General features: G+C 25.7%; 22 protein-coding genes and 1 other RNA gene. 5 read left to right on the top strand and 18 right to left on the bottom strand.

Annotation, left to right across the window (positions count from 1 at the left end; genetic code table 4):
* Position 1: 1 nt before the first annotated feature.
* Genes NX772_RS00115 through NX772_RS00080 form a run of 8 tightly spaced genes read right to left on the bottom strand, consistent with a single transcriptional unit; the run spans position 2 to position 6,643 of the window.
* Complete coding sequence (locus tag NX772_RS00115; protein ID WP_259429411.1) at positions 2 to 1,189, bottom strand: site-specific DNA-methyltransferase; 1,188 nt, start codon at positions 1,187 to 1,189, stop codon at positions 2 to 4.
* Positions 1,190 to 1,205: 16 nt separating this feature from the next.
* Complete coding sequence (locus tag NX772_RS00110) at positions 1,206 to 1,553, bottom strand: type III restriction endonuclease subunit M (RefSeq protein ID WP_259429376.1); 348 nt, start codon at positions 1,551 to 1,553, stop codon at positions 1,206 to 1,208.
* 50 nt (positions 1,554 to 1,603) lie between these two features.
* Positions 1,604 to 2,839, bottom strand: a complete 1,236-nt coding sequence (locus NX772_RS00105; RefSeq protein WP_259429410.1) for a site-specific DNA-methyltransferase — start codon at positions 2,837 to 2,839, stop codon at positions 1,604 to 1,606.
* Positions 2,840 to 2,855: 16 nt separating this feature from the next.
* Positions 2,856 to 3,203: a type III restriction endonuclease subunit M gene (locus NX772_RS00100; RefSeq protein WP_259429376.1), complete on the bottom strand. Its 348-nt coding sequence runs from the start codon at positions 3,201 to 3,203 to the stop codon at positions 2,856 to 2,858.
* 50 nt (positions 3,204 to 3,253) lie between these two features.
* On the bottom strand, positions 3,254 to 4,588 hold the full coding sequence (locus NX772_RS00095) for a site-specific DNA-methyltransferase (protein ID WP_416388938.1): 1,335 nt from the start codon (positions 4,586 to 4,588) through the stop codon (positions 3,254 to 3,256).
* Complete coding sequence (locus NX772_RS00090) at positions 4,588 to 4,944, bottom strand: type III restriction endonuclease subunit M (RefSeq protein ID WP_259429375.1); 357 nt, start codon at positions 4,942 to 4,944, stop codon at positions 4,588 to 4,590. Before NX772_RS00090 ends, NX772_RS00095 begins: the two co-directional genes overlap by 1 nt.
* A 50-nt stretch (positions 4,945 to 4,994) precedes the next feature.
* Complete coding sequence (locus NX772_RS00085; protein ID WP_259429408.1) at positions 4,995 to 6,281, bottom strand: site-specific DNA-methyltransferase; 1,287 nt, start codon at positions 6,279 to 6,281, stop codon at positions 4,995 to 4,997.
* 5 nt (positions 6,282 to 6,286) lie between these two features.
* Entirely contained in the window at positions 6,287 to 6,643 is a 357-nt protein-coding gene (locus NX772_RS00080; protein WP_259429374.1) for a type III restriction endonuclease subunit M, read from the bottom strand.
* Positions 6,644 to 6,779: 136 nt separating this feature from the next.
* On the opposite strand from NX772_RS00080, the gene NX772_RS00075 reads away from it, so the two are divergent.
* Complete coding sequence (locus NX772_RS00075) at positions 6,780 to 7,544, top strand: type II toxin-antitoxin system death-on-curing family toxin (protein ID WP_027123641.1); 765 nt, start codon at positions 6,780 to 6,782, stop codon at positions 7,542 to 7,544.
* Between the two features lies 1 nt (position 7,545).
* Complete coding sequence (locus NX772_RS00070) at positions 7,546 to 7,689, top strand: hypothetical protein (RefSeq protein WP_156925624.1); 144 nt, start codon at positions 7,546 to 7,548, stop codon at positions 7,687 to 7,689.
* 142 nt (positions 7,690 to 7,831) lie between these two features.
* Here NX772_RS00070 and NX772_RS00065 read toward each other — a convergent pair whose 3' ends face one another.
* Genes NX772_RS00065 through NX772_RS00055 form a run of 3 tightly spaced genes read right to left on the bottom strand, consistent with a single transcriptional unit; the run spans position 7,832 to position 9,218 of the window.
* The gene (locus NX772_RS00065) at positions 7,832 to 8,221 is read right to left on the bottom strand and encodes a hypothetical protein (RefSeq protein ID WP_027123640.1); all 390 of its coding nucleotides are present in this window, start codon (positions 8,219 to 8,221) and stop codon (positions 7,832 to 7,834) included.
* Positions 8,221 to 8,715, bottom strand: coding sequence for a DUF4231 domain-containing protein (locus NX772_RS00060; protein ID WP_036450388.1), 495 nt, complete (start codon positions 8,713 to 8,715; stop codon positions 8,221 to 8,223). Before NX772_RS00060 ends, NX772_RS00065 begins: the two co-directional genes overlap by 1 nt.
* Positions 8,715 to 9,218, bottom strand: a complete 504-nt coding sequence (locus tag NX772_RS00055; protein WP_036450387.1) for a hypothetical protein — start codon at positions 9,216 to 9,218, stop codon at positions 8,715 to 8,717. Before NX772_RS00055 ends, NX772_RS00060 begins: the two co-directional genes overlap by 1 nt.
* Positions 9,219 to 9,300: 82 nt before the next feature.
* On the opposite strand from NX772_RS00055, the gene NX772_RS00050 reads away from it, so the two are divergent.
* On the top strand, positions 9,301 to 10,386 hold the full coding sequence (locus NX772_RS00050) for an AEC family transporter (protein WP_036450384.1): 1,086 nt from the start codon (positions 9,301 to 9,303) through the stop codon (positions 10,384 to 10,386).
* A gap of 10 nt (positions 10,387 to 10,396) precedes the next feature.
* Positions 10,397 to 11,386, top strand: a complete 990-nt coding sequence (locus NX772_RS00045; RefSeq protein ID WP_027123636.1) for an NAD(P)-dependent oxidoreductase — start codon at positions 10,397 to 10,399, stop codon at positions 11,384 to 11,386.
* 14 nt (positions 11,387 to 11,400) lie between these two features.
* Here NX772_RS00045 and NX772_RS00040 read toward each other — a convergent pair whose 3' ends face one another.
* Entirely contained in the window at positions 11,401 to 12,387 is a 987-nt protein-coding gene (locus NX772_RS00040; protein WP_027123635.1) for a TMEM164 family acyltransferase, read from the bottom strand.
* Between the two features lie 74 nt (positions 12,388 to 12,461).
* On the opposite strand from NX772_RS00040, the gene ffs reads away from it, so the two are divergent.
* Positions 12,462 to 12,558, top strand: an RNA gene (gene ffs / locus NX772_RS00035) — signal recognition particle sRNA small type.
* Positions 12,559 to 12,630: 72 nt separating this feature from the next.
* On the opposite strand, the gene NX772_RS00030 is transcribed toward ffs, so the two are convergent.
* The 6 genes from NX772_RS00030 to dnaA form a co-directional block, all read right to left on the bottom strand.
* Complete coding sequence (locus NX772_RS00030; protein ID WP_027123634.1) at positions 12,631 to 14,538, bottom strand: M13 family metallopeptidase; 1,908 nt, start codon at positions 14,536 to 14,538, stop codon at positions 12,631 to 12,633.
* 9 nt (positions 14,539 to 14,547) lie between these two features.
* Complete coding sequence (locus NX772_RS00025; protein ID WP_027123633.1) at positions 14,548 to 14,982, bottom strand: 23S rRNA (pseudouridine(1915)-N(3))-methyltransferase RlmH; 435 nt, start codon at positions 14,980 to 14,982, stop codon at positions 14,548 to 14,550.
* 1 nt (position 14,983) lies between these two features.
* Positions 14,984 to 16,801, bottom strand: coding sequence for a tRNA uridine-5-carboxymethylaminomethyl(34) synthesis enzyme MnmG (gene mnmG, locus NX772_RS00020; RefSeq protein WP_027123632.1), 1,818 nt, complete (start codon positions 16,799 to 16,801; stop codon positions 14,984 to 14,986).
* 6 nt (positions 16,802 to 16,807) lie between these two features.
* The gene (locus NX772_RS00015) at positions 16,808 to 17,035 is read right to left on the bottom strand and encodes an RNA-binding S4 domain-containing protein (protein ID WP_027123631.1); all 228 of its coding nucleotides are present in this window, start codon (positions 17,033 to 17,035) and stop codon (positions 16,808 to 16,810) included.
* Between the two features lie 10 nt (positions 17,036 to 17,045).
* The gene (gene dnaN, locus NX772_RS00010; RefSeq protein WP_027123630.1) at positions 17,046 to 18,146 is read right to left on the bottom strand and encodes a DNA polymerase III subunit beta; all 1,101 of its coding nucleotides are present in this window, start codon (positions 18,144 to 18,146) and stop codon (positions 17,046 to 17,048) included.
* A gap of 93 nt (positions 18,147 to 18,239) precedes the next feature.
* Positions 18,240 to 19,637 carry a chromosomal replication initiator protein DnaA gene (gene dnaA / locus NX772_RS00005; RefSeq protein WP_051542224.1) on the bottom strand — a complete coding sequence of 466 codons (1,398 nt, stop codon included), beginning with the start codon at positions 19,635 to 19,637 and terminating at the stop codon, positions 18,240 to 18,242.
* Positions 19,638 to 19,651: the final 14 nt, after the last annotated feature.

Genomic DNA, 19,651 nt, shown 5'->3' with positions numbered 1-19,651 from the left:
TTTATTCTTTAACTTGTGGTTTTAAAGATAAAAGTAAATTTAATAATTCTTTGATATCAAAATCATTTTCTTGATCAAGGTTATTAACACCAAAGTCATTTAGAACTTTGATAAGTTCTTTAATTATTTCTTTAGTATCAACGTTACTAAAAGGTGAAATATCAATATAATCCATACTATAAACATTTAAATTGGATTTATATGGTTCGTTTTTCTTGCTTCAGTCAAAACTTTCATTATTAGTTCCAACACCGTAATTGATTCTGTATAATCTTTCGTAATTTACATCGATTCCGATGTTGTTTTCATTATTAGTAACAAGAGTAAAGGTTCTGTTTCCGCCATCTTCTTTATTAAGTTCTAAAACGGCATGCCCTGTTGTTCCGGAGCCGGCAAAGAAATCAAGGATTCTAGCGTTTTTAGTTAAAAAAGAAATTATACTTTTTAATAATGGAAGTGGTTTTGGGGTGCTAAAAATGTCTTTTTCTATTATAGATATTATTTCTTTTTTAGCACTTGTGATTGAACCTTTATCTTTAAAAATGCTTGATTGTACTTTACTAAATAATTCATAATCTTTTTTATAAATTTTTAACCTAGGAACATTATTGCCTTTAAAATATAGCGGTATTTTATTATTTATATAATCATCAAATGTAAACTTTCAATTTCTTTCACAATAATTTCCATTAGGAAGTTTAATTTGAAATTTATTTTTGTTTGATTTTTGATTTGGAGAAGCTGCATTGCTACTTAGTCACTCTCCATTTGGATCATTATCTGGATTTAAAAAAACTGCTGTATTTTCTTGTTTATTAAATTCTAGTAGACTTATATTTTTTGCATAAACGCAAATATACTCGTGCTCTTTTCTTATTAGTTTGGACTGTTTTAATACACTACTTATAGAGAATCATATTGAATTTGCAACAAAATTCTCTTCACCAAATATTTCGTCCATTAATACTTTAAGATATGCCTGTTCTGAATCATCGATTGAAACAAAAATTACTCCATCATCTTTTAGAAGTTTTTTGGCTAATCTTAGTCTTTCGTTCATGAAATTTAGTCAACCGTTTCGTGAATATTTATCACGGTAGATAAATTTATTGGAATTGATGTTTTCTTTATCATTTGCAACACTATTACCATCGTTTTTTGTTGCTTCGGTGTTGTAAGGAGGGTCAATATAGATTAGATCGTAATTATACTCTTGCCCTGCTCTCTCTCTCTCTCTCTATGAGAAGAAGATTCTTTAGTGCATCATAGTTTTCTCCTATGATGAGTGTGTTTTCTTTGCTTTTGTTTTCATCTAAAACAAAGCTTCTTTGTGCATCTTTTTTTAATAGTGCAATGGTTTGAGAATCGTTTTCAGGTGCAACATCGAATCTAAAACCAGTTTTAATTCTTTGTGCAATGAACTGAAATACATATTCTAGTTCGTTGTCTTGAAACTTTTCTAAGATTTTAAATGCTAAGTCTTTTTGATCTTGATTTAATTCTTTTGAAGATATTTCTTCAATATCTTTTTTGTATTTTTCTAATAATGTCATTATACTCCTTACATAAATAGTTTATATATTAGATTATAAGACAAAAACGATTATTCACTTTGCTCTTTAACTTGTGGTTTTAAAGATAAAAGTGAATTTAATAGTTCTTTGATATCAAAATCATTTTCTTGATCAAGGTTATTAACACCAAAGTCATTTAGAACTTTGATAAGTTCTTTGATGATTTCTTTAGTATCGACGTTACTAAAAGGTGAAATGTCAATGTAATCCATACTATAAACATTTAAATTAGTTTTATATGGTTCGTTTTTCTTGCTTCAGTCAAAACTTTCATTTTTAGTTCCAAAACCATGGTTTATTCTGTATAACCTTTCATAATTTACATCGATTCCGATGTTGTTTTCATTATTGGTAACAAGGGTAAAGATTCTATTTCCGCCGTCTTCTTTGTTAAGTTCTAAAACAGCATGACCTGTTGTTCCAGTGCCTGCAAAAAAGTCTAAAATTCTTGGTTTTTCATCACTTATAAGTTTTACAATATCTTTAATTAATAATGTTGGTTTTGGCGTATGTTCTTTTTTAATATCACTAGGTTTTTTAATTATTTTGTAAAGTTCAGTTTTAGCGCTTTTAGTTGTTCCGTGATTATCAAAAAAATTAGTTGGAATAATTTCGGTGGTTTCTCCATTAAATTTTTTATATCTAGGAACATTATTATATTCAGGAGGAGTTCCAAAATAAATAAGATTATTTTGCAATAGTTCTTTCATCTCTTCTTCATTGCATTGTCATTGTCTAGTTCAACTAATTCCCGATGGTGAATAAATGGTAAAGTAATTAGGATGATTTTTATTACTTCTCTCCTCGCTAAATGAAATGCTTCCCGAAAATCATTCTCCTCTAGAATCATTATCTGGATTAGATAAATTATCATATTCTATTATTTTGTCGTATCTCCAACTTTTTAAAAAAGTCTTATTTTTACAATAACACAATACATATTCTTGTAATGTTCTTGAAAATTTATCTTTTTTTCCTAAACCGTGCATTCACATAAAATTATTAACAAAATTCTCTTCACCAAATATTTCATCCATTAATACTTTAAGATATGCTTGTTCTGAATCATCGATTGAAACAAAAATTACTCCGTCATCTTTTAGAAGTTTTTTGGCTAATCTTAGTCTTTCATTCATGAAATTTAGTCAACCGTTTCGCGAATATTTATCACGGTAGATAAATTTATTGGAATTGATGTTTTCTTTATCGTTTGCAACGCTATTGCCGTCGTTTTTGGTTGCTTCGGTGTTGTAAGGAGGGTCAATATAGATTAAATCGTAATTATACTCTTGCCCTGCTCTCTCTCTCTCTCTCTATGAGAAGAAGATTCTTTAGTGCATCATAGTTTTCTCCTATGATAAGTGTATTTTCTTTGCTTTTGTTTTCATCTAAAACAAAGCTTCTTTGTGCATCTTTTTTTAATAGTGCAATGGTTTGTGAATCATTTTCAGGCGCAACGTCGAACCTAAAACCAGTTTTAATTCTTTGTGCAATAAACTGAAATACATACTCTAATTCATTGTCTTGAAACTTTTCTAAGATTTTAAATGCTAAATCTTTTTGATCTTGATTTAATTCTTTTGAAGATATTTCTTCGATATCTTTTTTATATTTTTCTAATAATGTCATTATACTCCTTACATAAATAGTTTATATATTAGATTATAAGACAAAAACGATTATTCCCTTTGCTCTTTAACTTGTGGTTTTAAAGATAAAAGTGAATTTAATAATTCTTTGATATCAAAATCATTTTCTTGATTAAGGTTATTAACACCAAAGTCATTTAGAACTTTGATAAGTTCTTTAATTATTTCTTTAGTATCAACGTTGCTAAAGGGTGAAATGTCGATGTAATCCATACTATAAACATTTAAATTAGCTTTATATGGTTCGTTTTTCTTGCTTCATTCAAAACTTTCATTATTAGTTCCAAAACCATGGTTTATTCTATATAATCTTTCATAATTTACATCAATTCCGATGTTGTTTTCGTTATTTGTAACAAGGGTAAAGGTTCTATTTCCACCATCTTCTTTATTAAGTTCTAAAACAGCATGCCCCGTTGTTCCGGAGCCGGCGAAAAAGTCAAGGATACGTATATTTTTGTTTTGAGAAGCTAAATTTGTTATATATTTTATTAAATTAGATGGTTTGGGAAAATCAAATTTATTTTTATCACTAAAAATGTTTTTTATTTCTGATCCCCCTTCTGAAGAATAAAAATTGTCAATAATATTTTCGAAAGGTTGGCCTGCATCTATTTTTACAATATTTTTTATTTTAGGATCGAATTTAACTTTTTCATATTGTTTTCTTTTAGCAACTCAAAATCCTTCATTGTTTTTTAAAACCTCAATGAATCCAAGTTTTTTACCTTCTAGATAAGTATCGTATCCTCATGTATAACGGGCCGATTTAGGTTTTATAATGTTTTGATATATTTTAAATTTGGTTTTGTCTGGAGCTTCTATTAAATAATCCAAAGATTCAATATATTGAAAACTACCCGTAGATGAAGGGTGATGCAGATCTGTTAATTTATAATATCCTCTTTCGTTAAAATATTCATCTTTATTTGTGTAACCTAATTTTTTAAGGTCTTTGTCGTTATGTTTATTATAATTAAATACTTTTTTCTCTATATTTTTTGAATAAACTAGAATGTATTCTGTATTTTTAACAATAGAATAGTTAAATGAGGTGTTTCCACCGGGTCCGTGTTTTTTAACTCAATTTAAATTAGCCACAAAATTCTCTTCACCAAATATTTCATCCATTAATACTTTAAGATATGCTTGTTCTGAATCGTCGATTGAAACAAAAATTACTCCATCATCTTTTAGAAGTTTTTTAGCTAATCTTAATCTTTCATTCATGAAATTTAATCAACCGTTTCGTGAATATTTATCACGGTAGATAAATTTATTGGAATTGATGTTTTCTTTATCGTTTGCAACGCTATTACCGTCGTTTTTGGTTGCTTCAGTGTTGTAAGGAGGGTCAATGTAGATTAAATCGTAGTTATACTCTTGCCCTGCTCTCTCTCTCTCTCTATGAGAAGAAGATTCTTTAATGCATCATAGTTTTCTCCTATGATGAGTGTATTTTCCTTGCTTTTGTTTTTGTCTAAAACAAAGCTTCTTTGTGCATCTTTTTTTAGTAATGCAATGGTCTGAGAATCGTTTTCAGGTGCAACATCGAATCTAAAACCAGTTTTAATTCTTTGTGCAATAAACTGAAATACATACTCTAATTCGTTGTCTTGAAACTTTTCTAAGATTTTAAATGCTAAATCTTTTTGATCTTGATTTAATTCTTTTGAAGATATTTCTTCGATATCTTTTTTATATTTTTCTAATAATGTCATTATGCTCCTTACATAAATAGTTTATATATTAGATTATAAGACAAAAACGATTATTCACTTTGCTCTTTAACTTGTGGTTTTAAAGATAAAAGTGAATTTAATAATTCTTTGATATCAAAATCATTTTCTTGATTAAGATTATTAACACCAAAGTCATTTAGAACTTTGATAAGTTCTTTGATGATCTCTTTAGTATCGACATTGCTAAAAGGTGAAATATCAATATAATCCATACTATAAACATTTAAATTAGCTTTATATGGTTCGTTTTTCTTGCTTCATTCAAAACTTTCATTATTAGTTCCAAAACCATGGTTTATTCTGTATAATCTTTCATAATTTACATCAATTCCGATGTTGTTTTCGTTATTTGTAACAAGCGTAAAGGTTCTATTTCCATAGTCTTCGCGATTTAAATCTAAAACAGCTTGAGCAGTTGTTCCTGAACCAGAGAAAAAATCTAGAATTCTTGCATCATCGTTATCTTTTAAATTAATACAAAATTTTATAACTTCAACTGGTTTGGGATAGTCAAACATACCAGAGAATCCTAAATCAGCTATTAATTTTGAACCATATCTATTTTCAAAAGTATCTAATCACGTTTTATAATGATCCAATTTAAATAATGTTGTTAATTCCTCTTTATATATTTTTCTAAAAAATGTTCCGTTTTTATAAACAATCTTATCTTTTTTAGATTCAAAAGTTTCTTTTTTTCAAAGTCAACACCCATCGTTATTTTTAACTTTTTTAGGAAAAACTTCTATTCAATCATCATTATTTTTGTTTTTTTCATCAATTGAAAATTCAGAATTATTTTTATTTATATATATAGGATAAAACAAATTAGGTCTTCGCTCTCTAAGCCCATTTGCTCCGCTATTTTGGAAAGGTTTTAATAAAAATTCTCCATTTTCATCTTTATTATTAAAAGTAATTTTCCCTTTATTTACTTTTTTAAAAGAAGAAGATGCTTTTAAATTAAAATAAACCAATATATAGTCGTGTAATTTTTGTAATTCACTTGCTGAATTTAGTCTAATATGTGAAGTTGTTTTTCTAGGCATACTCGCCACAAAATTCTCTTCACCAAATATTTCGTCCATTAATACCTTAAGATATGCTTGTTCTGAATCGTCGATTGAAACAAAAATTACTCCATCATCTTTTAGAAGTTTTTTGGCTAATCTTAGTCTTTCGTTCATGAAATTCAATCAACCGTTTCGTGAATATTTATCACGGTAGATAAATTTATTGGAATTGATGTTTTCTTTATCGTTTGCAACGCTATTACCGTCGTTTTTGGTTGCTTCGGTGTTGTAAGGAGGGTCAATGTAGATTAAATCGTAGTTATACTCTTGCCCTGCTCTCTCTCTCTCTCTATGAGAAGAAGATTCTTTAATGCATCATAGTTTTCTCCTATGATAAGTGTATTTTCCTTGCTTTTGTTTTCATCTAAAACAAAGCTTCTTTGTGCATCTTTTTTTAGTAGTGCAATGGTTTGAGAATCGTTTTCAGGTGCAACATCGAATCTAAAACCAGTTTTAATTCTTTGTGCAATAAACTGAAATACATACTCTAATTCGTTGTCTTGAAACTTTTCTAAAATTTTAAATGCTAAGTCTTTTTGATCTTGATTTAATTCTTTTGAAGATATTTCTTCAATATCTTTTTTATATTTTTCTAATAATGTCATTATACTCCTTACATAAATAGTTTATATATTAGATTATAAGGGAAAATAATTCTATTCATAAATAAGCTTAATCAATTTATTAAGTTAACAACACTATCAAAAAAAGTATAATTATAATAATTGAAGGTGAAGTAAAGTGATAAATAAAAAAATAGTTATAACAGCAAAAGAGTATCAAAATTTTAAAGAATTTATAAATAAATATAAAAGTTCAAAAGTTGTAGAAAGAAATGGTAAATATTACTTAAATTATAAGACCGAATATGAGCAAGAAATAGATATTCAACCTCTTATAGTAAATTTATTAAATGTTGAAGATTTAAGAGCAATTATGCAAATTATCGATGGATCTTTAGAAAAAACTTTTAAATTAGTAAAAGACAATTTTGTTAATGAAAGTTCCAATGATTATCAATATGTAGATGAAAATGATAGATTTAATGAAATCATTATGCGTGTTTTATATTACAGCGAAATAAATGATATTTTTGATTTATTTTCTAATATTTTTATACAAATAATAAGTTCCCATAAATTAAAAAACGGTAATAAAAGATTTTGTTTTTTCTTTTTAATTAATTTGTTAAAAGACTTTGGATTTTATTTCAAATGATCTTCTAATTTAAAAGAGAAAAACAGTTATCAACAATTACAAGAAAGAGAAATGTTTTGTTTCGTTTCTAGATTATCAAATAGAGAATATAGCGATTTTATCGAAGCACTTAATGATAAAGAATTAGAGTTAGAAAATGAAAAGAATAATATTTATAAATGGTGCTATAATTTAATACAAGAAAATGATAAAAACTGCACTGTTAAAGAAAGACAAGAAAAGGTAAAGAAAAACATCAAGAATTGAATAATACAAAATATTTTAATAGATGTTGCGAAGGAGTTTTAAAATGAAAAATGAAAATAGAAAAATAACATTACAAGAATATGCAAACAATATCGATAAGTATACAAAACCTCTTGATGAACTACTAAAAGAAAACGGTGACTGAGACGAAGTAGTTAGAATCATGAACATTCTTGCTAAATTATAAAATTTCTTAATTTATAAATACCATAATAAAGGTATTTTTTTATATTTTAATTTAATAAAAAATCGAGCTAATTAAGGTAAATTTTTACTCTTAATTTTAAAGCTCGATTTTATTATTTTAATAATTGTAATAATTCTTATTTTTATTCATCTAGATCAATTTGCGCCAATTCGACAACTAATTCATCTCTTGAAATTGATAGTGTATTAGTTTGTAATTCTTTTTCTATTTTTTCTAAATATTCTAATTTGCTTTTAGTATTAGCTCTTCTTTTAGAAAATGCAAATAATGTAGAAGAAGCAGTTAAAAAAGCCATAATCGCTGTTATAAAGGAAATGCTTACAAATAATCAAACCGCTGTTAAATTAGGGTTTTTAGCAATCGCATAAGCTGATAATAAACCATTAAAAGCACTCATTAATAGTAAAGCAATACTTACTATTAAAAATGTTCATTTAGATTTTATGTATTTTTTGTTTAATTCTGCTATTTTTTGTTTAGCTTTATTTATTTCTAATTCAAATTGATTCATTAGACAACCACTTCCTCTTCTTTAGTTTCTAAAGAATATTCCATTCCTAATATTTTTGAAACCACTTCAAAGAATAATAAATCATCATTTTCATTATCTTTATATTTTCCTTGATTTGTTTCATATAATATTTTTTCTAAACTAATTAAGTTATTTACTTTTTGATTTCTTAATCATTTTTTTCTAACTACAAATAAAGCAATAAGTCCATTTAAAATTGCCATAGCTATCCCAATTCATAATGTAAAAATTGGTCATTGATCTACTTGTTTACCATCTATTTCAGACACAAATAAAGTAGCAAATCCTCTAAATTCAACTAATCTTGAAGATGCTAATTTAGCAACACCCATTAGTGCTGAAAAAAATCCGAATAATAAAGAAAATAAACTAGTTAATCAAAAAAGAGTTTTATATATTCCTGCTTTTAGAGCGGTTTTCTTTGAAATATAATTAATAAATTCTTTTGTAGAATTAAATAATTTTAAATTCATTATTTTGCTCCTCCTAAAATAAATTTTTTAATTAATTCCATTTTAGAAACTCGCTTTTTAGATAAATATTCATTTTGAATTTGATTAAACTCTTTATCAAATTGTTCTTTTGTATAACTTTGACTTTCTCTCGATTTATAAGAAATATAAGTTATTTTTCTCATTGCTATTTTATAATCTTTGAATTTCATAACCTCTTTATAAACAGATAAAAATAAAGTTAAAATAAATGTTAAAACTATAAATGACGCTAACACTATAGTAAGACCTAATTCTTCTAAAAAAGGCTTTCTAGTTTCTACAGGTATAGAATTATATCTATTGCTTTCTATAACTATAACCGCTAAAGCAATAGCAATTATTGCTAAATTTAAAATAATGGTTGTTCATTTAATCAGATTATCTAAAACTGAAGAAATTTTTGATTCTTTAAAAATTTTTTTCTTTTTTTCTTTGATATATTCTAATAATTCTATATCAACATTTTTTGTTTTCTCTTTCATATAAATATTATATCTTATTTATTGAGTCAAAATGGTAAAATATTAATGAGTTTATAACTCAAAATAGGAGATTTTTTTTAAAATGGAACAATTTTTAAATACAATATCTAACCAAAAATTATGAGGAGCAATCATTGCTTCTGTTGGGGTAATTTTAATTGGTTTTTTATTGGCAAAATTTAAAATTCTAAAGCAAGAAGGAAAAGGAGTTATTAACCAAGTTGTTTTAGTAATTTCTTTACCAGCTTTAGCGTTTTCTGGTTTTATGAAAACCATAACAATAAAAGCGCTTATTGAGCAAGCAGTTATATTAGCTTCTGCTTTTGCTTTTTATATAGTGCTTTGCGCTATTTCGCTTCTATGAGTGAAATTTGTGAAATTTGATAGAAAACTATCAAATACAAAAATAGCTAAAACTTTAGGAGGAGAATCAGTTAGCGAATCAAAAGCATTAGTTATTTGAATGATGTTAATTTTTGGTTCTACTACTTTCTTTGGATTACCAATCATTGAAGCAGTATACGGTTCTACTGGTGTTTTAGCAGCTAACATTTGAAATATACCATATAGAATTTTCTTATATTCTTTATGTTTTATGTTAATGTCTGGATTAAAATTTAATAAAGCTAATTTTTCAAAATCTTTAAGAACAGCTTTATTAAACCCTATTGTTATAGCGACATTTTTAGGTTTAATTTTCTGACTATCACAACTTATTCCGGGTTTACAAGTTGAAGTACAAAAGAAAACATATGGTTGATTCGAACTTTCAAAAACATTCCCTGCAATAGAAAGAATATTTGCAGTTTTAAGATCTTTAGCTTCACCTTTAATATGAATTACTATAGGTATGACATTAGCTACTGTGCCACTTAAAAAAGCTGTAACAGATAAATGAGTATGAATTTTTGTTGTAATGAAATTAGTTTTAATTCCAATAATAGTTTTATTAATGATGTTACCTTTAGCAAAAACAGGAGTTATAACAAAAGAAGTTGCATCATCAATGGTTGTATTCGCAGCCGTTCCTCCTTCAACTGTTGTTATTGCTTACTCAAGTAGATACAAAATGAATGAAGTTTATTCAGCGCAATGTTCTGCATTATCAACATTAGCGGCTATAGTTTTAATGCCGTTATGAATTATTTTATTAGGTGTAATTTTCTAAAATGAAAAAAATTAAAGTTATTTGCTTCGGTGTTAGAAAAGTAGAAGAACCTATTTTTCATAAATTTAATAAATATAATTATGAATTAGAATTACGTTCAGATTCTTTAAATGAACAAACGGTAGATTCAGTTAAGGGTTTTGATGCGATAATAACTAGAGCTAGTGATAAAGTTAATGCAACAGTTGTAGAAAAAATTCATTCTTTCGGAATCAAATACATCTTAGCTAGAATTGTTGGAACAGATCACATGGATTTAAACAAAATGAAAGAACTTGGTATTAAATCCGCAAGAGTTCCTTCTTATTCTCCAACCGCTATTGCAGAATTGGCATTCTCATTAGGAGTAATGTTAAATAGAAAGTCTTTACACTTTGCCCACAAAGGAAATAATAAAGACTTTACCGTTGATCCTTTTGGTTTTGCTAAAGAATTTAAAAATTCTACAGTCGGGATTATTGGAACAGGGAAAATAGGTTATTGAACAGCTCATTTTTTCCGTTCTATAGGAGCAAAAGTTTATGGTTTTGATCCATTTCCTAATGAAAAAGCAAAAGAAGTATTAGAATATACTTCATTAGATGAATTATTACAAAAATCTGATTTAATATCATTCCATATACCTTATATAAAAGGTCAAAATGATAAAATGATTAATAAAGAATTTATTTCTAAAATGAAGGATAATGCAATATTAATCAACACTGCGCGTGGTCAAATTCAAGACGAAGAAGCTTTATTGTGAGCTTTAGAATCAAATAAATTAAGCGCTATTGCTACTGATGTTTTTAATAATGAAACTGAAATATTTTTTAAAAAGCACGAATTAGATTTACCAAATAATACCATTCAAAAATTAATGAGTTTTTATCCAAGATTTGTAGCAACACCGCATATTGGTTCATACACTGATGAAGCTGTCGCAAACATGGTTGAACAATCTTTTGATAACTTAAATGAATTTTTAACAAGTGGTGATTGCAAAAATAAAGTTTATTAAAAACGAGACTATAATTAGTCCCGTTTTTTCTTTTTAAAAATATAATTTTCTTGAGAATTTTTAAATTGTTTTTTTAAATTTAAAAATCTTATTTTTTTAATCAATAATTTTTCACTTATTTCAAATTCGATACAAGATAATAATAAATATACAAAATAGCTTAAGCTTCATAGAATAGGTACAATTATTGAAAAAGAAATAATTGCAAAAGGTCATTGTGATAAAGATCCTAGTGTATTAATACCTGTTTTACCTAAATATAATCAATTAGCATCTAAAATAATTTTTATTTTTGGATTATCACTTTTTTCTCCTATGCTATTTAATATTCAAGCTAATAAAAAAGTAAAAATCCCTATAATTACTAAATAAATATATCCTTGAACTTGACTCCTAATATTAATCTTTATAGTTTCGCTGTATGCCAAACTTAAAAATACAGGCATAACTATAACAAATGTATGTGCTAAAATAAAATCCCAATATAAATAACTATCATATCCTAAATTTAGACCGGCTCTTTCTCATTCTATTGTTCCTTCTTTAAAAGAGTTATAAATTCTATCTTGATCAATAAATTCTTTTACTTCTCCAAGATTAGCAAAAAGGATTCCTGCCAATCCGCCCAAAATAGCTAATATAGCAATATACTCAATTAATTTTGCTTTTTTAAAAATAAGCACAAAAGCTATATAAAAAGTGAAAAATCTACATAAATGAATGGGAAATAATTCTCATTTTCAAGGATAATCTGTAAGCAACAAAATTATTATTCTAATAACATTAAAAAACAAAACTATATACCCAATAACAGAAAATAAAGTATCTTTATCAAAGGTATGAAATAAAAATTTTTTGTTTTGATTGAAATATTCTTTTATTTTAGATTTATATATTCATAAAAAAAATGTTATAGAAATCAAAAGAAAACAAATCACATAAAAAAGGGATTTAGATTCCTCGAATGTAGCAACATTTCTTCTTCAACTAAAAAAATTCATAACTCTCCTTTTTTGGATATAAAATATAATAATTATAACTATATTTAAAAAATATATATTAAATTATTATATAATTTATACGCCATTAAAACAATAACCTTGTAACTTGGTCAGGACAGAAATGTAGCAGCCACATCGAGAAGTGTTGTGTTTAGTGGTTTTTTTATTAGAAAAAACCACTTCTTTTTTTGATTTAGATTTTTAAAAATAAAAAAGCTTTATAAAAAAGCTTTCCTATTTTATTTATCAAATTTTTACTCTTTTTTCAGGAGCAACATACATACCATCTTCTTTTTCAATTGAATAGGTTTGCGCAAATAAATCACTATTAGCTAAAATAACATTCGCTCTTATTTTAGCAGGAGCATGTACGTCTGATTCTAATAACCTTTTTGCAGTTCCTTCTTTATAAATAGATCTTCAACTTCTTGCTCAACTTTTAAAAAATTCTTCTTTGTCAAAATCTTCTTCTAATTTTGCTGCTTCTAATGCACAATCAAAACCACCTAAATCTGCTATGTTTTCTGAAACTGTTAATTCTCCATTAACTTGACCAAAAGGGGTTTCTCTTTTATCATACAAATCAATAACCGCTTTTGTTCTTTTTTCAAATTCTTTTTTATCTTCTTCAGTTCATCAATTATTTAATTTTCCATTTTCGTCAAACTGAGCACCATGATTATCAAATCCATGAGAGATTTCATGAGCAATAACTGCTCCTATAGATCCATAATTTGCAGAAGATACTCTTCCGAATTTATAAAACGGATCTGATAATATTGCTGCCGGAAAAACAATTTGATTTTTTAAAGGATTATAGTATGCATTAACAGTAGCAGGAGACATTCCTCAGTATCTTTCATCTTCTGTTTTACCATATAAAGATAAAGAATATTCCTTAATTAAATTATCAAAATTTTTAGAGTTGCTAAAGATATCGCCGCCTTCTTCATAAGTTTTTACACTAAACTCTTTATAGTAAGGTCTAATAATTTCAGGATATCCTATCATTACTTTAATTGTAGAAAGTTTTAAAAGCGCTTTTTCTATGGTTGTTTTACTTAATCATTCGTTGTTTAAAAGTCTATTTTTATAAACTCCAATCATTTTTTGGACCATATTTTCTATATTTGCTTTTGATTTTTCGCCAAAATATTCTTTTGCATAATACATACCTAAAGGCATTCCAAAATAACTATTTGTTTTATCAAAGGCAAAATTTTCTAAACTTCTATATTCATCAACTGAGTAAACAACTCTAGAATATTCTGTACTTTTTATTCTTATTTTTTCGCTTAAATAACTGGTGTTAGCTAATAAATTTTTAATAAAAAATAAAGCTTTAAAATCTTCAAAATTTTCTTTTGAATAAATTTTGTCAAATTCATTATAAACTTTTTTGTTTGTAATTGATATAAAATCAATTTCTGTATTTACAAAAGTTTTTAATAATTTTGAAACAGATATTTGATTTGTTATTTTTTCAAATTCTTCTTTTTGTGTTGGGTTATATAAAGCTATATAATCAGCTTGTTCTACAGAAGATAAAACATAATCTTTGTAAAGGTTGTCAAATTTTATTGCTTTTTTTATCATTTCTTTGGCTTCTAAATCATTTTTACCATAATCAATAAGTAAATCATAAACCATAGAACTTCATGCCTTTAAAAGTTTATTTTTTTCTTCTTCGTTAGAATAAATATCTTTATTTGGCAAAATAGTTGGATTATCACCTAATCAAAATATTCTTTTTTTATTATCAACAAAATCTTCGTAAATACTTATTTCTAAAGGTAAGTAAGAATAATTCAATCATAATTCTTTATCATATACAAACATATCTTTAAAGCTTGTTAAATTTTCTATTTTGTTCAAAAAAGACCTTAAAGGCTCTCAACCTAATTCATCTCTTTTTTTGGTATCTAAAATCATTGAATAATATTTTACATATTCTTTCATATATGGATCGTTAGGAATAGAAGATCTATCTTGTGTTCATTTTTCGATTAAAGATTTTAAAAGTTTTTCTAAACTTAGATCTAATTCACCAAAAGAACTGATAGAAGATCTATCTGAAGGAATAGTGGCTTTTTTTAATCAATCTTCATTAACATATTCATAAAAGTCATTTTTTATTTTTTTATTTGACATTTTTCTCCTTTATTTATGGTATTTAATATTATTTAAAATAGAGAAACCTCTATATATTTGTTCTATTAACATTATTCTGAAAAGTTGATGCGGAAAAGTTAAATTAGAAAATTTTATTTTTTTAGAAAGTATTAATTCTTCGATTAAACCATTAGATCCACCGATTATAAATGTAATATTACTTCTCTCTAAAGTTTTAGAAAATTCAGTAGAATCATAACTTTTTCCTTTTAGTGAACATAAATAAATATCACTATTTTTAGGGATTAGTTCTAGTATTTTTTCTGTTTCTTTTTGTTTTTTTAGTGTTATATTTTCTTCATTTAATTCTTTTACTTCTATTACTTCTAATTTACTAAAAAACTCAATTTTCTTTTTATATTCATTAAAAATATCTTGAAATTTAGTTTGTAATTTTCCTACAGCTATTATTGTAATTTTCATTTTATTTTTTTCTTAAATTTAAATAAAACATAAGCATTTGAATATCCGCAGGATTTATACCACTTATTCTAGAGGCTTGACCAATTGTTGTTGGTCTTATTTTAGTTAATTTATCTCTTGCTTCGTTTGCTAAATTTTCAACTTTAGAATAGTCAATATCTTCTGGTAGTTTTAACTTTTCTAGTCTTATCATTTTTTTAGCATCATTAATTTGTTTTTGAATATAACCTTCTAAACGAGCTAGAACAACCAGTTCATATGCATATTCAAAATCCGGTAATATCTCTTCATAATTAACTTCTGGTCTAGAAATTAATTGCAACATTGATTGCCCATTAGTTGCATTATATTTAATAGCTAAATCGCTTTTAGCAGATATAAAAGTATTTTTTAGTTCTTCGATTTTGTTATTTATTTTTAAATATTTTTCTTCAATAAACTTAAATTCTTCTTTTGTAATCATGTTTGATTTTAATGCGTAATTCATCATTCTAAAATCGGCATTATCATTTCTTAATAACAATCTATACTCTGCTCTTGAAGTAAGCATTCTATAAGGTTCTTTTGTACCTTTAGTTACTAAATCATCAATAAGTACACCTATATAACCGTCACTTCTTAAAATTTCAATCGGTTCTTCTTTTTTTAAAAACTGAGCCGCATTAATTCCTGCTATTAATCCTTGAGCAGCAGCTTCTTCATAGCCACTTGTTCCGTTTATTTGTCCACCCAAAAATAAGCCTTTTAAAATTTTACTTTCTAGTGATTTTTTTAATTGTAAAGGATTTATAGCATCATATTCAATGGCATAGGCTCATTTGGCTACTTCAGCATTTTCAAGACCGGGTATTGATTTTATCATCTCTTTTTGCACTTCAATAGGCATTGAAGTAGAAAGTCCATTTATATACATTAAATCACCTTTTTTGGTTTCTGGTTCAAAAAAGATTTGATGTCTTTCTTTGTCTCTAAATCGAACTATTTTATCTTCTACTGATGGACAATATCTAGGCCCGATACCGTTTATTGCTCCTGAATACATACTAGATCTATTTAAATTATTTAAAATAATTTCATGAGTTTTGGGGGTTGTATATGTTAGATAACAACTAATTTGCTTTTCTAATATTTCTTGACTTTTAAAACTAAAATTTAATCTTTTATTTTCTAAGATTTCTTCTTCAACTTTAGAAAAGTCTATTGAATTTGTTCATATACGAGGAGGAGTTCCTGTTTTAAGTCTTAATAAATCAAAGCCTTTTGACTTTAAAAATAAAGATAATTTATTACTTGTTTTTTGACCATCAGGTCCGCTTTGTTGAATTTCTTCTCCTCTTAAAATTCTAGAATCCATATAGGTACCTGTTGTTAAAACAACTGCACCTGAAAATATTTTTTCTCCTTTTTCGGTAATAACCCCATTAACTTGATCATTATCCACTATTAATTCTGTTACTATATCTTCTAAAATTGTTATATTTTTATTTAACAAAATATCTTCTAAAATTAATTCAGAATATTTATCTTTATCTATTTGCGCTCTAATAGCTCTAACAGCAGGACCTTTTGACTCATTTAACATTTTGATCTGAATCATTGCTTTATCAGCAAAAATTCCTTGCACTCCACCAAGCGCATCTATTTCCCTGGTAATTATCCCTTTTGCAGGACCTCCGATCGAAGGATTGCAAGGCATAGAAGCTAATTTGTTTTTATCTAAAGTAACTAATAAAACTTTGAAATTTTGCTTAGCTAATGCATATGTTGCTTCAATCCCTGCGTGGCCTCCACCTATAACTACAGCGTCATATATTTTCATTTTATTTTATTTTTCCTCTCCTGTATCTTCAGAAACTATTTTATATAACTCATCATTAATTCAAACTACATCATTAATAAAAACCTTTGTTCCTCTGCTTTCGCATTTTTTGTCATTAATAATGACTTGATTAGTTGCTAAAAATTCTTTCGTTTGACCCCCAGAATCAACTATCTTCATTTTTTTTAATAATTGACTAACTTTAATAAAGTCACCTTTTATTTTTACAAGCATTTTTTCCTTTCTACGTTGTTCCTATTAGTTGTTTGTTGTTTCTATTTGAAGTAGAAACTATGTAAACTTTTCTAACTTCTTTATCTAAAAAAATTATTAAAGTCCCATCAAAGACAGATATAGCCTCTTTTAAATATTTATGATTTATAGAAAAACCCAATTCTTCTATTGCACTATCATATTTAACGTTATTTGAACTTACAGAAATATTTCCTGTTTCTTCTTTAGAACTGTATAACTTAATTTTATTTTTATTAACTTTTATATTTAATTTAAAAAAAGAATCGTTAGATAGTATTGTTGCCTTCGAAATTAAATCTGATAGTTCTTTTTTTTCTATTTCTATTTTATAAACTAAATCTTCTAATTTAGGAAACGCACTTGAAATATCTTTATAAGGGTAATCAATAACTTTGCATTGAATTTTTGTATTTTCTACTTGAGTTTCTATTTTGTTATCATCGATAAAAATTTCTATTTGCCCATTGTAATCAATTGGAATGAAATTTTTTAAATTCTTTGCAACTATCGAAATATTAAATTCTATATCATTTGATATAGGGATTGTTTCTGTTGCAATTCTATAACGGTCTGTAGCAGCAAATTTTAAGTGACCTTTTTCAGCTTGTAAATTCATACATTCTAAAATTATTTCTGTTCCTTCTGTTAACGCAGCAAAACTGGTGTCTTTTACAATTCTTCTAAAAGAAGTAGAGTCTATTTTTATACTTTTTGTATCAAAAGAAAAATTTATAAGCGGAAAATCATCAGATTCAATCGTGTTTATATTATAAACGTCTTCATTATTTTTGATAGAAAGTAAATTTCCTTCCAAAGTAATTTCTATTAATCCATTAATTTTTTTTAATACATTTTTAAATAAAGAGTGACTTAGTAAAAAATCAGTAATTCCTTCATAAAATTCAAATTCATTCTTTTCTATAAAATGAGAGATAGAGATTTCTCCATCACTTCCTATTAAATATAAACCTTCAGGTCTAAAATCTAATTTCATATATCTTAAAAAAGAAACTATATTTATAGGATTAATAGCTACAGATACTCTTTCAATTGCTTTTTCTATTTTATTTTTATTTATTTTAAAATTCATTTTTACTTCTTTCTAATTATTTATATTAGTTTTGTTAATTTATTGAGTAAATTATTTTTTTACCTAAAAATAGGGTAAAAATAGGTTAATAATTTAAATAACTTTTGTAACTTTAGTTGTTATGTTTAAAATAGCATTTTTAATTTCAGGAGCTTTTTCTAAATCATTTAACATTTTCTTATAAGATAATAAAATTGATGAATGATCCTTACCTCCCAAAATAATTCCTATTTTTTCATAACTTAAAGACATTAAGGTTCTCATTAAATAAATACACATAGAACGAGCTACTACAATTTCTTTTTTTCTTGATTTACTTATAACTTCATTAATTTTAATTTTGTAGTAAGAACAAACAGTTTCAATTATTCTATCAGAAGTTATTTCTTTTTCTTGATAAGCAGTATTTTGAAAAATGTTTTTCATTAAATTTTCGTTAAAAACAATTTCCTTTGAAGAGTTGCTTACAGAAAACTTTATTGTATTTAAAGCTCCCTCTAATTCTCTGATTGATTTATAAAAGTTTCTAGTTAAAAAATTTAAAGCACTTTTTTCTCATTTTGAAAGGTCGAAACCTTTGTCTTCTAATTTAAATTTAATAATTTTTAACAAATCTTCATTATTAGGTCTTTTTATTTCTAATACTAAACCACTTTGAAATCTAGTTATAAAACGTTCTTCAAATCCCCCTAAAAATTCGGGTCTTTTATCAGCGCAAATTATTATTTGCTTATTTTTGTTTGTTAAATTATTTATTATGTTAAATAAGAATTCCAAAGTTTTTGTTCTATTTCCTAACATTTGAACGTCATCTATTAAAAGAACATCTACATTCTCTAATATATTTGAAAATTTATTAATTTCTTCGATGTCTTTATTTTTTAAAATTAAAGATATTTCGTTAGTGAAATTGTCGGGATTTAAAAAATAAGAAGTTAAGCTAATTTTTTTTAATTCGTTTCCTAATGCATTTAAAAATAAAGTTTTTCCCATCCCGGAATTAGAGTGAATAAAAATAGGATTAAATTCGGATGTTTTATTATTAATCAAAGAAGAAGAAATCTTTATTAAATCTTGATTAAATTTTCCTGAAACAAATTTATCAAATGTTAAATTTTTAATTAGATTGTCGCTAAAGTTTATTATGCCATCATTTTTTTTGACAATTTTATTAACAACTTTTTTATTTTCTTGTTCGTTGTCGTTTTCTAGGCTTTCTTCTAATGTTATTAACTCAATTTTGAGTTTTTGTTTAAAAGTATTTAAAACAGAATTTTCTAATATTTCTATAAATTTATCATTAATTTCTTGTTTAATATAAGAATTTTCTACTAAAAATACAATTTCTGTATTAGATATTTTATTAATTTTTAACTGTGAAAAAAAAGTGGAAAAAATAATAAAATCTTGAACTTTTTTTTCAATATTTTTTAATATTTTTTTAGTTTCTTTCTTTAAATTACTAACATTATTTTCAACTTTTAGATTCATAGTTATTAAATAAT

It is taken from the genome of Mesomycoplasma molare (assembly GCF_024918955.1).
In the GTDB taxonomy this organism is placed as follows: Bacteria; Bacillota_I; Bacilli_A; order Mycoplasmatales; family Metamycoplasmataceae; genus Mesomycoplasma_A; species Mesomycoplasma_A molare.
The sequence above is the reverse complement of the archived record's forward strand: the minus strand, read 5'-3'. Positions and strand labels throughout refer to the sequence as shown.